Source organism: endosymbiont of Acanthamoeba sp. UWC8, from assembly GCF_000730245.1.
Taxonomy (GTDB): Bacteria; Pseudomonadota; Alphaproteobacteria; order Rickettsiales; family Midichloriaceae; genus Jidaibacter.
This window is the reverse complement of record NZ_CP004403.1, coordinates 1,142,652-1,158,630: the sequence shown is the minus strand read 5'-3', so window position 1 is coordinate 1,158,630 and position 15,979 is coordinate 1,142,652. Positions and strand designations below refer to the sequence as shown.

The following is a 15,979-nucleotide window of genomic DNA, read 5'->3' as shown; positions in this document are numbered from 1 at the left end:
CCCTTCCTCCAGACCCTCAATTATTTCTACCATCTTATCAGTTTGTTCTCCAAATTTTACTTCAAAAGATAAAGCCTTAGCTTCCTTAACTTTAAATAGATAACTTTTTCCTTCTTTTATAAAAATAGCTATTTTTTGGTATAATTAAAGCTTCTTCTTTTTTATTCATTATAATAGAAACTTCAACAATATTACCAATCATAAAATTTAAATTATTATCTCCCTCGTCTAAATCAATTTTAGCATCAACCATTCGAGTTTCTTTATTTACAATATATTCAATTGAGCTAATTTTAAATTTTTTACCCGATACTAAGACTTCAGTATTAGTACTAATTTTAGCTGCTAAATTTTCAGGAATATTTAATTCAATCTGCATTTGATTGGGGTTATAAAAAGCTACTATCTCGCTCCCTGATTTTAAGTGAGAACCTTGTTTAGCTTTAAATATTCCAAGTTTGCCGTCAAAGGGAGCTCTAAGGTAGCTATCCTCTAATTGCTTTTTAGCTTTAGTTAAGTTTTGCTTTTCAAGGTGCCATTTTTGCTTTTTATCTTCAAATTCTTCTCGTTTTAAATAGCCTTGGGTATGAAGTTTTAAAGCACGATCATATTGTTCCCTAGCTATTTTCTCCGATTGAGTTGCAAGTTGGTAATTATTTAAAGTATCCTCATTTTCCAGCTCGGCGATTATAGTACCCTTTTTAGCGGTAGCGCCGTCACTCAAGTATATCTCAGTTAAGATTCCGTTATACTTAGCGGTAAATACCGTTTCCTGCTTTGAAGTTATAGTGCCGATCAGGCTAACTTGCGAGGTAAAAGCTTGCTTTTTTGCAATTATGGTTTCGACCAGCTTTGCTTCTTGCGCATATAAATTGAAAGGAAGTAAAGCGCATAACAATAATATAACTCTTAACATTATAAGTCTTATTTTAGCTATTAACAGAACATTATAACCAATAAAAAGAAATTTAAAATTAAAAAGTTTTAATTTGTTTTAGTCCATTTTTATAAAGAGCTCTGCCGGTTTTCCGTATTTATTAAAAATTCCAAATTTTTAATTTTACGCGGGAAGAAATATTTCTTAAATTTATCCTTTTTAGTTAAGTAAAGAGTAGTAAGGAATAGTGCACACACCCCATCCAGAAAGAATGCTCCGGCGTATATTATTTGAGTTTTCTCAACTAAATATAAACATACCATTGTGCTTGTGCCGCCGAATATAGCTATACCTATATTAAGGCTAAATGCAATACCTGAATATCTTTGCTCAGGCGGGAATAGATTTATCATTACCGGATAAAGCGGTGCATAGTTCATCGCAACTAAAGTTGAAAGGGTAAGAATACCGAATAGGGTAGTAATCATGACCCCGCTTGCAATCATTTGATAAATAGGGATGGAAAACAGCATCATTAATACACATGAATACGCCATAGTTTTTCCGTAACCGAACCTATCGGAAAAAACGCCCATAAGCGGCAACAGTATAACTAAACTTAAGTTTGCAAATGCACTGTAATATAATGCCGTATTGGTATCATATCCCACAATTTTATGAAGAAAAATATTTAAAAAGGTCATCACCGAATAAGCGGCAGTGCTGGTTATTGCACCTAAAGCTATAGTAAAAATAACATTTTTTAGATTAGTTTTTAATGCAGCTTTAATCGGAAGCTCTACTACTTTATTTTCGCTTAGAATTTTTTCAAATGCCGGAGTTTCCTCAACCTTAAGTCTAATATATAAACCTGCAATTCCTAACACACCACCGAGTATAAAGGCATATCTCCATGCGGAGCTTTCTACCCCGAATATATTATTTAAAACAATCCCGGTTACTATAGCAAGTAATATACCTAAAGTCAGGGCAGCATTAACGATCCCGCCGATTAAACCCAGTTTAATTTTATTTAAGTGTTCCATAATAAAAATGGAAGCGCCGGCGCCTTCACCGCCAACGCATATGCCTTGTACGAGCCTACATAATATTAACAGTATCGGTGCCAGTATACCTATAGTTTGATAATCAGGCATTAAACCGATTAAGAAAGTCGCAGCTGCCATGATTACGACCGATACGGTAAGAGCAGTTCTTCTGCCGAGCTTATCTCCGATATGCCCGAAAATAAGCCCTCCCAGGGGGCGCATTAAAAACCCGACGGCAAATATTCCAAGACTTGAAAGTATTTGAATTAAAGGAGAGCTATTCGGAAAAAATAATTCTCCGATTTTAACGCTAAAAACTGCATAAATGGTAAAGTCATAAAATTCCAATATGTGCCCTATGGTAGCTGCAGCTACTATATTAAACGCCCTCATTTTTTGTTCCCCTTAACTTATTTTATTTTATGTTAATCAACTGTGTATTATAAAACAATATAATTAATTAACTAATTTGTTATATCCTAATAGGCTAGTATAAAATTTGACATATTTGTAAAACATTATATAGACTTAATATAAATAAACTTAAATCTTAAATATGAATAAAGTATATAAGAATATAAGCACAGCTTTAGAAGATATCGTCTTTGACGGGATGACTATCATGGTCGGCGGTTTCGGGTTATGCGGAATACCCGAAAATGCAATCCGAGTAATTAAGGAAATGGAAATCAAAGGTTTAACTATTATAAGTAATAATTGCGGGGTAGATGATTTCGGCTTAGGTATTTTACTGGAAAAAAATCAAGTGAAAAAACTAATTGCTTCATATGTTGCTGGGAATAAAAGAATACAGCAAAAATACATTGCTGGAGAATTGGAGTTAGAGCTTACACCCCAAGGAACTTTAGCGGAAAGAATTAGGGCAGGGGGTGCCGGTATACCGGCATTTTATACGAGAACAGGTGTAGGTACTGTTGTTGCGGAAGGCAAGGAAACGCGGGAATTTGATGGTAAAAAATATATAATGGAAAGAGGGATAACCGCAGATTTAGCCTTAGTTAAAGCTTATATTGGTGATACTGAAGGTAACCTGGTTTATAGAAAAACTACCAGAAATTTCCACCCTATGATGGCAACAGCCGCTAAATATACGGTAGCTGAGGTTGAGCAATTAGTTGAGGTAGGAAAAATTGATCCTGATCATGTTCATACACCCGGTATATATGTAAAGAGAATTGTTGAAGGAAAGTTTGAAAAACGCATAGAGAGTTTAACATTAAGTGAAAAAGCAAGTTGAGGATATAATGGCTTGGACTGATGAAGATATTTGTAAAATCGTAGCAAATTCAGAATTGAAGGATGGCTATTATGTAAACTTAGGTATTGGACTTCCAACTTTAGTTGCTAATTATATTCCTCCTAGTATGCAGATAACTTTGCAAAGTGAAAACGGGATTCTCGGTATGGGAGCATTCCCGACCAAGGAAACGGTTGATGCCGACCTTATAAATGCCGGAAAGCAAACAATCACCGAGCTACCGCAGAGTTCATACTTTAGTAGTGCCGAATCATTTGCGATGATTAGGGGAGGGCATATAAATGTTGCAATACTTGGAGCATTACAGGTCTCGGAAGCGGGAGATTTAGCTAACTGGATTATTCCTAATCAAACCGTAAAAGGTATGGGTGGAGCAATGGACTTGGTTGCCGGAGTGCAAAGAATTATTGTGATTATGGATCATGTAACAAAGACCGGTGAACCTAAACTGCTTAAGCAATGTACATTCCCGCTTACGGGTATAGGTTGTGTGGATAAGGTGGTGACTAACCTCGGGGTTTTCGAGTTCGAAGAGCAGCAAATGTATCTTACCTTAATAGCACCCGGGGTTACCTTAGAAGAAATCAAAGTTAAAACCAAAGCTGAATTTACTGTAAGGTTATAATAATATCTTACTTTTAAGAAGGATTTGTAATTCTTATATTTTTAATTCTATTTAGAGAATAGTTAAAAAGGTTTAAAAAAATTGAGATATGGATAAAGAAGATTTAACAGGAGCAAGCTTAATTTTTTTAGCTAAAAATAGTTCGATAATTTGATTAACTTTTCCTTCGATTAAATCTTCGCTGCATTTTGGGGTGTTATCTAAAAGTAGCTTTATCTTTTTTTTATTTGGAATTATTTTGCCTTCACTATCCAGGCCGAGTTTTGACATTATGTGTTTGCGGCTGCTTCCTTGTAATCTTACCTTGTATTTAACCTGAGCATCACGAGCAGCTATTTGCAAAATTAAATTACCGAAACCTTTAGAAAACTTTTCGTTATATTCTAAATATAATCCGTTTAAGACAGATGCTATAGAGCCTGTAACGTAATTAAATATAGATCCATCCTCCAGTGAAATTTTTATCTTTTCAAAATTAGCATCTAATATAGTTTTAAAATGTGCTAATATTGCATTTGGTACGGTTTTGGGGATATGCGGAGCCGAAAAGGTAGAGTGTTGCTCGTCAAATATAACTTTATAATTATAGCGTTTAGCTTCTTCGGACATTAATGCTTTTAAGCGCTCATTGCTATGAAGCGGGAACTTTTCAAATATTTCAACCTCTTTAATAATGCCTTCAATTAATAAATGCAAAGCCTTATCGCTCATTAAATCGGTAACTGACATAGCAAATGTATAAAAATTATATAAGGGAATGCCTTTGCAAAGGTTATTAAACTTTTCGAATTCTTTTTCCTTTAGTTCACCTTTAATAGCTTTTATAATTAAACTGTAACTCTCCGTTTCGCTATAATTTTTCATATTGCTAATAAGTATTGCGCTTATTTAAAAATATAGCAGGTATAAATTAACAATTAGTTAATATTCAGAGGATACAAAAGTTGTTATACAATAATTACAAAGGCTTGTGCGTATTCTTTTTCATCGGAAAGGGATAGATGCACTTTAAAATTTAAGTCATTTCTTAAAAAATTAACTAAAGGAGCGCCCTTTTCATCATTCAATATCTCACATTCCTTAAAGCTGAGCGCAGAGCCTATACCTGTCTTTAAAGCTTTGGATATAGCCTCTTTAGCTGCAAATCTTTTGGCAAGATATGCATAATACCCATATTTTCTTTTATTCGCACACTCAAGTTCAGAGAGGGTGAAAATACGGCAAAGGAACTTATCACCCCATGTATCGACTAACTTTTTTATTCTATTTATTGAAACTATATCGCAGCCGATGCCTTTTATCATTTATCTGGAATTAGTAGAATGTTGCGTGGATTGATTAGCTTTAGAATCTTTATATATTTCCATATGGCTTTTCTTATAGTTTCTTGATACTAATGCTTCCCTATTTGATAAAGGCTCGGTAAGTAGCTTGTTGTCGTTAGCAAGGTGGATGTCACTAATGTTAAAATCTACATTAGGGGTTGTATTGGAATTAACATTTGCTGCTGATGATAAATGGTTAGTAGGGATAATAGAGAGTAGTTTAGCGGTTGCTTCTCTAATTGAATTTTCCTGTTGCGACAATTTTATTGATCGCAATAATGCCTGGCGGTTAAAATCAATTGAACAATCTTTATTCGGAGATTCTAAATGAATTTCAATTTCACCGTCAGTTATGCTGAAATATAATTTTCCTAAATTAAATCTATTTTCAAAAAATTTGTTAGAGTAATTATAAGCATTTTGGAGAACTCTGGTTACTTCTTCTAATTTATGTATACTCTCCTCATTTAAGTGCTTATGGTCAAAAAAGAAAACAGACCCTTTATAGTATTCAACCTTTATTTCTCCCAATTCATTCACTAATAATCTTTGAGAATCATAGAAAGGCTTTAAGTCAATTCTAGAAATAAAATACTTTGCCATTTCTTCAATGGGTACATTTTCAAATACGTTATCCTGATTAAATAAAATCGCCATAAATGATTGAGTCCTTAAATTTCAAAATAGTTTAATGTAATGCAGATCGTTTTCAAGTATTATATATTATATAACTTATAATATACTAATCAATCTAAAACCATTTATATACTATGAAATTTTTAGAAAGTTTTATATATATTTTTACTGTTTGTTAACATATTCTTCAATTCTAAGTAATTCATTGTATTTTGCCACCCTATCAGTTCTGCATAACGAGCCAGTTTTAATTTGCCCCGCATTTACTGCGACTGCAAGGTGAGAAATGGTTGTATCCTCGGTTTCTCCGGATCTATGCGAAATGATGGCATTATAGTTATTTTTTTGGGTCAAGTTTAATAGTTTCCAAAGTTTCAGTTAAAGTTCCGATTTGATTTAACTTTATAAGAATCGCATTAGCAATTTTATCTTCGATACCTTCTGCAAATATTTTTTTATTAGTAACAAAAATATCATCACCGACAATTTGAATTTTAGAACCTAAAGCATGCGTAATATTTTGCCATCCCTCATAATCAAACTCTGACATCGGGTCTTCAATAGAAATAATAGGGTACTGGTTAACTAAGTGTTCAAAATATTTTACCAGCTGCTCAGAGCTTAATATTTTATTTTCTCCTTTTAGATGGTATGAATTATTATCATAAAATTCGCTTGCCGCTACATCCAGTCCAAGGCTTATATCTTCTCCCGGTCTATATCCGGCTTTTTCGATTGCTGCCAATATTAAATTTAAGCACTCTTGAGCCGAGCCCAAAGCAGGTGCAAAACCTCCTTCGTCCCCGACATTGGTGTTATATCCCTTGTTACTTAAAATCTTTTTAAGAGTATGAAATACTTCAGCTCCCATTCTTAGCCCATCACTAAAGCGGCTATATTTAAGAGGAATTATCATAAATTCCTGGATATCAAGTGCATTATCCGCATGTGCACCACCGTTGATGATATTCATCATCGGCCTTGGCATGCTTATTTCTTTACTTGCTAAACTTTGGAATAATTGTTGGCCGTTTGCTACTGCATGAGCTTTAGCATAACTCAAAGAAACTGAAAGAATTGCATTTGCCCCGAGTTCGGATTTATTCTCCGTGCCGTCCAGTTCAATTAAAAATTGATCTAAATCAGCTTGGGAGGTAAATTCTCTACCGATAATTTTTTTAGCTATTATGGAATTTACGTTATCAACCGCCTTTAATACTCCTTTACCTAAGTATCTGTTGCCTCCGTCTCTAAGTTCTAATGCTTCTTTAGAACCGGTGGAAGCACCGCTTGGGGAAGAAGCTCTGCCTAAGCTGCCATCACTTAAAATGATATCGGTTTCAATAGTCGGATTTCCTCGGCTATCCAGGATTTCTCTAGCTCTAATTGATCTTATTTTCATAACTATCTTTCATGATTTTTATAAAAAAGATAGCATTTAAATACCTGGAGTCAAGGCAAAGCAGATTAAGAGAATGTTAATTTATAATATTTTTACTTGAAGCTTAACGATTTTCAAAATACCTTTATTAAGTATAAGGGAATATACATTGTTATATAAGGGAATAAAGGGGAAAAAATGATTAAGCTCCATAGGAACAATACAAATAAGGTATTTAAATACTTATTACTTACATCGCTTTTTTTGACGCCTTCCTGCTCAAACAAAGAGTTTAATCATACATTTAAAACTAATCTTAAAGATCCTCTCGATAGGGAAGTTAATTTATCCAGAGAAGAATTTAAAGAGGTTTTAAGGCCTTATAAAGATTCATCTAAGCTAGTTCCGAGCGTGCTTAAGGAAGATGAGGAAGACCTTAATTACTCACCTGTAATACTTGCGCCTGAAGATCCTTCAATCAGCAGTGCTAAGCTGGTTACTATGTCAATTACCGAAGATGTACCGATTAAAGATGTATTAATGGAACTCGCAAGGCTTTCAGACCTGGAACTTGCACTGGATCCGAATATTGAAGGAGGTATTATTTTAAAGGTGAAAGATAGACCGGTTAAAGATGTGATCGAAATAGTAGCTGATCAAGCATCACTTAGATATTCAATAGAAAACGGAATATTAAGGATACAAAAAGACGGTGCATATTTAGTTAGCTATAAGGTTGATTATATAAATCTAACCAGGTCAAGTAAAGGTTCTTTTACCTCAAAAACAAATTTACTTTCCGACAGCGGCAGCTCGAGCAGTTCGGGCAGCTCGAGTGGTTCAAGCGGTTCAAGCGGGTCGAGTGGCGATTCATCTATTAACTCTGGCTCTTCACACGAAATTTCTACTGATTATGACGGAGATAATTGGAAGTCGATTGAAGATAATGTTAATAAAATTATTTTATTAAGAGACCAGGAGCTATATAAAGGTGTGGACGGTAAAATAGCCGAAGTTACCGGTAATACAACTGGCCAACCCGTTAGCTACTATACGATTAATAAACAGGCCGGAATTATAAATGTGATGGCTGACAGCAAAAAACACAAATCAATTAAAAAGTATTTGGATTCCGTGAAAGCCAGTCTTTCCGCACAAGTGCTGATTGAAGCAAAAATAGTGGAAGTGAGTCTTGATGAGCAATACGCTGCTGGGATCGATTGGGCTAGTTTACAAGGAAAAGATTTTAGAGGAACTTTCAGCTATGCTCCTAATATAGGTGCTAATTTCTTTAGTGGATTAGTGGATAAATCACAAATCGAACATAGAAATAAGATAGGAGGTGTAGATCACACTTTAAAATTATTGGAAGGGTTCGGCACGGTAAGAACGTTATCCAACCCGAGAATTAATGCGATTAATAACCAACAAGCCGTACTAAGTTTTGCGATTAATAAACCTTATTTTACCGTGAGCGGAACATTAGAACAAACCCAAACTACTAATGGCACAACAAGTTCCACTCCACCGACGATCACCAGCACTCTACACTCGGTTCCGATCGGTGTAATATTAACATTGCAGCCGTCAATTGATTTGGAAACTCAAGAAGTCACCATGAATATCAGGCCTACTCTTACTACCGATACTGGTGATAATATTAAAGATCCCGCAGTACAGATACTTGCGCTAAGTGCCGGAGGCAAAGATGGTACACTGGCAGATATACTGACCAGTAGCTCCATACCTACTATCCAGGTAAAAGAGCTTGATACTATTTTAAAAGCAAGAAGTGGAGAAGTCATGGTTATTGGCGGGCTGATTAAGCATAATGATCAAAATACCGATGCCGGTTTGCCGCTTTTAAGTAAAATTCCTATTTTAGGTAATTTAACTAAGCAAGTTACTAAAAAAGTATCTGTGCAGGAAACTGTTATTTTATTACAGGCAACTATTGTCAATAACGGTAATAGTAGTTATCATCCACAGGATAAGAAAGTTTATGAAACTTTCACACAAGATACTAGGCCTTTAACATTTTAAAAAAAGATATGAAAAGCATAATTAAATATACACTTCTTACTGCCTTACGTGATTGGCTCTTCTTAGGAATTTTTTTGTTGGTAATGCTTGCGACTATGCTCTCCGCATTTTTAGGCGGTACTGCAATTGCCGAACAAGGAATGATGTCAGCAGCTTATATCGGGGGTATAACCAGGATTATAGTTATAATCGGTTTAACTTTATTTGTTTGTTTCCATGTAAGAAGATCCTTTGAAAACAAAGAAGTTGAACTTACTTTAACTCGTCCGATTTCAAGAACTAAATTTATTATTTCTTATTTTGTCGGTTTTATGGTTTTAACATTAATAACTATAGTTCCTATAGTGTTTATGCTTTATATCTTAAGTCTAACCGGGCTGATCACCTTAAATCTGAAAGGATTATTAATATGGGGGGTGAGTTTTTATCTGGAGGCTTCGGTTGCTTTAGCGCTGGCATTTTTTGCAGCAGTAGTTTTATCCAGTGCTGTTTCTTCGGTGTTATTCTGTTTTGCTTTTTATTTCTTATCTCGCATATTCGGCTTTTTCTTAATTTCAATAAACAACCCTAATTCAGTGACAAAAGGCTCAAAACTTTCCGGTGTTATGGAGCAAATTCTAAACACTATCGGAATTGTAATACCCAGGTTTGATATGTTGACTAAGAGTGAGTGGCTGATATATGGAATTAATGACCTTAAGCAAATTTCCTTATTTTTAGCCGCGGTATTATTATACATCCCTTTTATTTTACTAATGGCATTATTTGATTTTTCAAAAAAACAATTTTAATATGAAGAAAAATTTTTATATCAGTATTCTAATTGTAATCTTGCTTGGTGTTCAAGTCGGGTTTTGGGCTAAGACTCATAAGATTACGCCTCTCTTAGGCGTAGTGCCGGAAGTTCCAAGTACTCTCGATGCTAAAATTTCCGCACTTGGTGATGAGCAGTTTTATTTTCGCTTTCTTGCTCTTTATATACAAAATTCCGGTGATACGTTCGGCAGGTTTACCGCACTTAAAGATTATGATTATAAGGCGCTGTCAGAATGGTTTATGCTGCTTGATAAACTTGATAACAAGTCGAATTTCGTACCTGCAATTGCAAGCTATTATTATAGTAATACTCAGCGAGTGGAGGATAACAGATATATAGTTGATTATTTAGAAAGTAATTATGATTATAACCCTACTGAAAAGTGGTGGTGGCTTTCACAAGCGGTAATTATTTCCAACAACAAACTAAAAGACAAGCCGCTCGCATTAAGGCTTGCATATAAACTTTCTTCAACTCCGAATGATAAAATGCCGAGTTGGGCACAGCAAATGCCGGCTTTCATCTTAGAGCAGATGGGCGAATTCGAGCAGGCATTAATAATAATTAAGGATCTGGCTGAAAAGCATGATAACTACTCTGAAGGCGAGATGAACTTCATGAACTATTTTATAAGAGACAGGCTAGGCTTCTTAAATGAGCGGATAGGGAAGAGGGAGGCTCTGAGTAATAACTGATCAGCTATTACTTGCTAATTAAACTTTTGCGCTAATACTAAAGTTTCCCACGTATTACATAAGTTTTAAAAATTATATCATGCAAAGCAACTTTCTTAGGAGTAAATGCCGATATGATAAAACCTATGCAAATAATTATGTTTATTTCATTTAAAGAGAAAAGTGGCTTATCTAAACATACAAATGATCCAAATGGAATAATATAAACAAAAACACTCCTACCCACCATTTTAATTTTGGTAAGTTTTGTTCCATCCCGGTTAATAACATATATACCCATTATCCTTTTTCCTAAAGTGCCCTGCCATTTTGATGTAATAGGATTGATACTATATATGAGATAAGTTATTGGGAAGCAAACCATGAAAGCAATAAAACTAAGCCCTAATAAATGCAAATTAATCTTGTCATTTATAGAATCATTATCAGTAAAAAAAACGCTTAGATCAGCATGAAAATAGAACTTGAGTAGACATATAAAGAGAAAAACATGAAGAGCACCGGTAATATTAGTATCAACAAGCATAGCAAAAAACCTTCTCCAAACCCTGCGTATTTATAATCAGTTTCCATATATACTACTCATATTTAAACTTTTTTATTATTATATTCAAACTTAGTTAATAAGTTATTAATCGGTTAAGATAATATAAGAAAAAGGATTAGGTGTATAATTCGGTGACTTAGAGTATTATTGGGAAGATGTTTTAAGAGCATCAATTCCGGGCAAGCTTCCGCTTTCCAAATATTCTAAAAATGCGCCGCCTGCCGTTGAAATATAACTCATTGAGCTTGCAGTGCCGGATTTCTCAACTGCTGCAACCACGTCACCTCCGCCGACAACACTTTTAAGTTTATCAGCTTTAGTAAGCTTTGCTATAAACCTTGCAATAAAGAAGGTTGAAGTTGAAAACTTCTCATCCTCAAATAATCCGAGTGGGCCATTCCACAATACAACTTTAGAAGAGGCGAGAATATTACATATATCTATGACTGAAGTGGTGCCGATGTCAAATATCTGCGACGAAGGTTTTAGCTGATCAGTATCTAACACCTCTATCTCGGACGATACTGCGTCTTTAACCACATAATCATTAGGTATAAAAATTTTTGCTTGATAAGTTTTATGCAAAAACTCTTTAGCTTCTTTAATATAATCTGCTTCGAAGTATGACTTTCCAACTTCACCACCTTGGGCTTTAATAAATGTGTTGGCCATAGCTCCGGCAATAATTAGGTAATCTACTTTATCAGCTAGGAAGCTAAGGATTTTAAACTTAGTGGATACTTTTTTGCCGCCTACTATAGCAACCCTTGGTGCGGCTTTAGAATTTAATACCAGGTTTAAGTTACTAATCTCTTCTTCCATCAACATTCCGGCATATGAAGGAATGAACCGAGTAATACCGGTTATTGACGCATGAGCACGGTGTGAGCAGGAAAAAGCGTCATTTACATACAGGTCGGCAAGCGAAGCCAGTTTTTCGGCAAACTTAACATCATTATTTTCTTCTTCAGGGTAAAACCTTAGGTTTTCCAGAAGTAGAATATCTTCTGCCGCCGAACGGTTAATCTCATTTTCTACTTTATTGCCTATGCAGTCATCAATAAATTTTATTTTACAACTTAGATGTTTTTCCAAAGTAGGTACAATATTCTTTAATGACATTTCGGGAACAAACTTCCCTTCAGGCCTTGCAAAGTGTGAAGCAAGTACAATAATTGCACCCTTAGAACGTAAAAAATTTATCGTTGGAACCAGGCGAATAATTCTGGTATCATCTATAACTTTGTTGCCAACGATGGGAACATTCAGATCGGCTCTTAAAAAAACTTTTTTACCTGAGAGATCAAGATTATCACAAATATTTTTCATTTAATGGATCCAAATAAAGCTGCAACATCCAGCATACGGTTTGAGAAGCCCCATTCATTATCATACCAGGAAGCAACCCGACAAAAATTGTTATTAACTACTTTTGTTTGCGTCAGATCAAATATCGAACTCTTGGTATTATGGTTAAAATCCACTGAAACCAATTCTTCGGCGGTATAATCCAGAACTAATCCGATATGCCCCTTACAAGCTTCCTTAATAGTCTCATTTATTTCATTTGCGGATGTATTATTGCGGGAAACGAACTTAAGATCAACCATTGAGACATTAGGAGTCGGCACCCTAATTGCAGTTCCGTCAAGTTTACCGTTTAGTTCAGGAAGAACTAAACCTAAAGCTTTAGCAGCACCGGTTGAAGTCGGGATCATGGAAAGTGCACAAGCTCTGGCTCTTCGTTTATCTTTATGAATACTATCTAAAACGTTTTGGTCATTGGTATAAGAATGAATAGTGGTCATGAACCCGCTTTCAATACCGATAAAGTCATTAAGTACCTTAGCTACGGGAGCTAGGCAGTTTGTTGTGCATGAGCCGATGGAAATCACCTTGTCGTGGCTTGTTAAAATATGTTCATTAACCCCGTATACTATTGTTTTATCAGCATTATCGCAAGGAGCGGATACTATAACTTTTTTAGCTCCCGAAGCAATATGCTTGGCTGCGGCTTCCCGCTTAGTGAATACTCCTGAGCATTCCATAACTATATCAACATTATATTTATCCCAAGCAATTTTTTCTGGATCCGTTTCTAATAAAATAGGAATTTCTCTGTGCCCGATTTTAATAATAGTATCACTAATTTTTTCAACATTTCTAAGTGTGCCATGAGTTGAATCGTATTTAAGTAAATGCAAATGTAAATCTATATCACCCATCCCGGCATTGATTGCAGCTATCTCGATATCTTTTCTTTCGCCTGCAATCAATGCTCTTAATATGCACCTTCCTATCCTTCCAAAACCATTAATTGCAATTCTTGTTTGTGTCATTCTAACCCCTTAAAAAATAAAATATGAAATGAAAAAAATAAATATACTTAAAATAATGCTAATAAATAATGTTGAGTAAGAGGGAGCTAAATATTCAGTGGAAATTACTTCCTGAGGTTTCAATTTTAGGTTTTCATTTACCGGCTGAAGGTACTCTTTTAACTCTAAAAGATTATTGATTTTTAATAATTGTGAATAAGATTTAAAATATCCTATGAAATATGCATGGGAAGGAAATTTATTTATCTCTCCTTGTTCGATTGCCTTAATATAAGAAATCTTAATTTTTAACTTGTTGGCTATTTCTTGATAGGAAATGTTCATTTCTATGCGCTTGAGGCGCAGTTCTTCACAAAATTTTGCTAATTCATTTTTCTCAAACATCATTTCCCGTAAAGTTCATTAGCTCTTGATACAAAAGCAGCTAACATTTTTTCACATGCCTTATTAAAAAATATACCAATAATTTTTTGAAGTACAGTGGATTTAAAGCAAAAATCTATATTAAATTTAATTAAAGTTCCTTTACCCTTACTGCTTAATTCCCAAGTAGTGTTAAGATATTTAAACGGCCCTGATATTGTGCTTACTTCAATCTTTGCTTTGCTCTTTTTAGGAGGAGCAAGTTTTACCTCGCTTCTATAGCGTTCGGTCAAGTATTTGAAGCTAATTGATAGATCTGCTATAATTGTGTTATCAAACTTATCAATAACTTTGGCCTCACCGCACCAAGGTAAGAACTCAGGGTAACTTTCAATATCGGTAATTAAAGAATAAATTTGCTTAACGGAATGATCTGATAGGTATTCTTGGCTATGAGTAGACATAAAAATTGATTTTTATAAGCTAGGTATAATAGAACTTTTTAAAAATTCAACTTTTGGTTTTTTATAAGACTCACTCCATGCTTTGTTTTTTCCCAAAAATGCAATTTGGTGAAAATCTGATATACAGCCAGCAAGCTCGCAATCGGTAGTAATAAAATATATAACGGATAAGACCACCAACAGCTTATATTTTTAAATTGAGCATTAGATTGCTTTATTTCAAAAGCGCTCCACATTATGCTTAATATACCCGTAACTAAAGATAATATATTTAAATACTTAAGAAAAATAATTTCAGAGGAATTGAGCGGAATTATATTCAAACTAACTAAGTACATAACAATAAACGCAAGAGGCACTAATATATATAAAAAGTTACAAACCCCGAACATCAGGTTAAATGTTATAAAGCCTTTTAAACCTAAAGTTCGAAAGAGCTGAGATGGGTTTCTCATATGGACAAAATAAGTTTGAATAAAACCTTTTATCCATCTTGAACGCTGTTTTAGCCAAGCTTTAAGAGTTATTGTTGCCTCTTCCTCCGTGAGGGTAGGGATCATCTTTACCTTAAAACCTGCTCTTGCACATTTTATTCCGAGGTCGGCATCTTCTGTAACATTATAAGAATCCCAACCGCCTAATTGGTTTAAAATTTTGGTTTTAAAATGATTGCTGGTGCCGCCCAGGGGGATAGGTAGGTTTAAGTGATCAAAAGCAGGTAATATTCTTTGAAATAAAACGGCATACTCTAAGCTAAACATTTGAGTTAGCCAATTTTCCTTTAAATTATAATAGCTTAAAACCCCTTGGCAGCATACTAGATTAGAGTCATTGTTTTTAAAATTAGCTACAGCTTTTTTCAATTGTAAAGTTTCCGGTTTATCTTCCGCATCAAAGATTACTAAATATTCTCCGGTTGTATATTTAAGAGCATAATTACAAGCTTTCGGTTTGGTTTGAGGATAAGAATAAGGAACAATTAGGGGGGTAAAATAATTTTTAAGCTTAATTTGTTTTAAAGCCGTTTGAGTTTGTATATCGGTTTCTTCGAGTATAAGTAATATTTGTAATTTATCTTTCGGGTAATCTAAGTTTTCTAAATTGTGTACTAATTGGCTTATTACTTCCGATTCTTTAAAAAGCGGAACCAAAATAGTGTATCCCGGTAATTCCTGCTCATTTAAGTCAAGCACTCCCAAACTAATAGGGAGATTTTTTTTGCCGATTAAAATAATATAAACACGTAAAATAAGAATAAGAAAATACAGTAAATTGATTGCTAATAAAAAATAATAAGTAACCATACTTAAGTTGAAAATGCAAAAAGCTATAAGTGTTGCAAGAGTTATTGAGAAAAAGATTTTTTGCTTAAAAGAAAGGAAGATTTCAGCGCCCTCCTCTTTGTTTATCAACTCTTCTAAAAAATTGCTGTCGGCGAAGTTATAATCAAATGTAGCAATGGCCGCATCTTTTAACGTAGGTTGATCACTATCAATATTATCATATTGATAATCAGATGAGGTATTTTGCATTAATTAA

At 34.4% G+C, this 15,979-nt stretch carries 16 protein-coding genes and 1 pseudogene; 5 read left to right on the top strand and 12 right to left on the bottom strand.

Features of this window, described 5'->3' with window-relative positions:
• Positions 1 to 91: 91 nt before the first annotated feature.
• The gene (locus I862_RS05560) at positions 92 to 916 is read right to left on the bottom strand and encodes an efflux RND transporter periplasmic adaptor subunit (RefSeq protein WP_038539853.1); all 825 of its coding nucleotides are present in this window, start codon (positions 914 to 916) and stop codon (positions 92 to 94) included.
• An 89-nt stretch (positions 917 to 1,005) separates the two neighbouring features.
• Positions 1,006 to 2,319, bottom strand: coding sequence for an MFS transporter (locus I862_RS05555; protein WP_038539850.1), 1,314 nt, complete (start codon positions 2,317 to 2,319; stop codon positions 1,006 to 1,008).
• A 163-nt stretch (positions 2,320 to 2,482) separates the two neighbouring features.
• Here I862_RS05555 and I862_RS05550 point away from each other — a divergent pair, with 163 nt between their 5' ends.
• A complete protein-coding gene (locus I862_RS05550) occupies positions 2,483 to 3,184 on the top strand; it encodes a CoA transferase subunit A (RefSeq protein ID WP_038539847.1) in 702 nt (233 codons plus the stop codon).
• A gap of 7 nt (positions 3,185 to 3,191) precedes the next feature.
• On the top strand, positions 3,192 to 3,830 hold the full coding sequence (locus I862_RS05545) for a 3-oxoacid CoA-transferase subunit B (protein ID WP_038541547.1): 639 nt from the start codon (positions 3,192 to 3,194) through the stop codon (positions 3,828 to 3,830).
• A 72-nt stretch (positions 3,831 to 3,902) separates the two neighbouring features.
• Here the strand turns inward: I862_RS05545 and I862_RS05540 are convergent, their stop codons facing one another.
• The 4 genes and pseudogenes from I862_RS05540 to eno form a co-directional block, all read right to left on the bottom strand.
• A complete protein-coding gene (locus I862_RS05540; RefSeq protein ID WP_038539845.1) occupies positions 3,903 to 4,694 on the bottom strand; it encodes a hypothetical protein in 792 nt (263 codons plus the stop codon).
• An 83-nt stretch (positions 4,695 to 4,777) separates the two neighbouring features.
• Positions 4,778 to 5,134 carry a holo-ACP synthase gene (acpS, locus tag I862_RS05535; protein WP_038539842.1) on the bottom strand — a complete coding sequence of 119 codons (357 nt, stop codon included), beginning with the start codon at positions 5,132 to 5,134 and terminating at the stop codon, positions 4,778 to 4,780.
• Positions 5,135 to 5,812, bottom strand: coding sequence for a hypothetical protein (locus I862_RS05530; RefSeq protein ID WP_038539839.1), 678 nt, complete (start codon positions 5,810 to 5,812; stop codon positions 5,135 to 5,137).
• A gap of 144 nt (positions 5,813 to 5,956) precedes the next feature.
• A pseudogene (gene eno, locus I862_RS05525) lies at positions 5,957 to 7,193 on the bottom strand (phosphopyruvate hydratase).
• 177 nt (positions 7,194 to 7,370) lie between these two features.
• On the opposite strand from eno, the gene I862_RS05520 reads away from it, so the two are divergent.
• From I862_RS05520 to I862_RS05510, 3 genes are read left to right on the top strand one after another with little or no spacing between them, the layout of a single operon-like run.
• Positions 7,371 to 9,215 (top strand): type II secretion system protein GspD, encoded by a 1,845-nt coding sequence (locus I862_RS05520; RefSeq protein WP_038539837.1) that lies wholly within the window; start codon positions 7,371 to 7,373, stop codon positions 9,213 to 9,215.
• Between the two features lie 8 nt (positions 9,216 to 9,223).
• Entirely contained in the window at positions 9,224 to 10,006 is a 783-nt protein-coding gene (locus tag I862_RS05515) for a hypothetical protein (RefSeq protein WP_038539834.1), read from the top strand.
• 1 nt (position 10,007) lies between these two features.
• Positions 10,008 to 10,727, top strand: coding sequence for a hypothetical protein (locus I862_RS05510; RefSeq protein WP_148299498.1), 720 nt, complete (start codon positions 10,008 to 10,010; stop codon positions 10,725 to 10,727).
• 37 nt (positions 10,728 to 10,764) lie between these two features.
• Here the strand turns inward: I862_RS05510 and I862_RS05505 are convergent, their stop codons facing one another.
• The 6 genes from I862_RS05505 to I862_RS05480 all read right to left on the bottom strand — a co-directional run bounded on the left by I862_RS05505 (position 10,765) and on the right by I862_RS05480 (position 15,972).
• Entirely contained in the window at positions 10,765 to 11,283 is a 519-nt protein-coding gene (locus I862_RS05505) for an RDD family protein (RefSeq protein ID WP_267880542.1), read from the bottom strand.
• A gap of 135 nt (positions 11,284 to 11,418) precedes the next feature.
• The gene (locus tag I862_RS05500) at positions 11,419 to 12,603 is read right to left on the bottom strand and encodes a phosphoglycerate kinase (protein ID WP_038539823.1); all 1,185 of its coding nucleotides are present in this window, start codon (positions 12,601 to 12,603) and stop codon (positions 11,419 to 11,421) included.
• Entirely contained in the window at positions 12,600 to 13,613 is a 1,014-nt protein-coding gene (gene gap, locus I862_RS05495; RefSeq protein WP_038539820.1) for a type I glyceraldehyde-3-phosphate dehydrogenase, read from the bottom strand. The genes I862_RS05500 and gap overlap by 4 nt, the downstream gene beginning before the upstream one ends.
• A gap of 9 nt (positions 13,614 to 13,622) precedes the next feature.
• Positions 13,623 to 13,997: a helix-turn-helix domain-containing protein gene (locus I862_RS05490; RefSeq protein WP_038539816.1), complete on the bottom strand. Its 375-nt coding sequence runs from the start codon at positions 13,995 to 13,997 to the stop codon at positions 13,623 to 13,625.
• On the bottom strand, positions 13,997 to 14,440 hold the full coding sequence (locus tag I862_RS05485; RefSeq protein WP_038539814.1) for a type II toxin-antitoxin system RatA family toxin: 444 nt from the start codon (positions 14,438 to 14,440) through the stop codon (positions 13,997 to 13,999). The genes I862_RS05490 and I862_RS05485 overlap by 1 nt, the downstream gene beginning before the upstream one ends.
• A gap of 38 nt (positions 14,441 to 14,478) precedes the next feature.
• Positions 14,479 to 15,972: a glycosyltransferase family 2 protein gene (locus tag I862_RS05480; protein ID WP_052646495.1), complete on the bottom strand. Its 1,494-nt coding sequence runs from the start codon at positions 15,970 to 15,972 to the stop codon at positions 14,479 to 14,481.
• Positions 15,973 to 15,979: the final 7 nt, after the last annotated feature.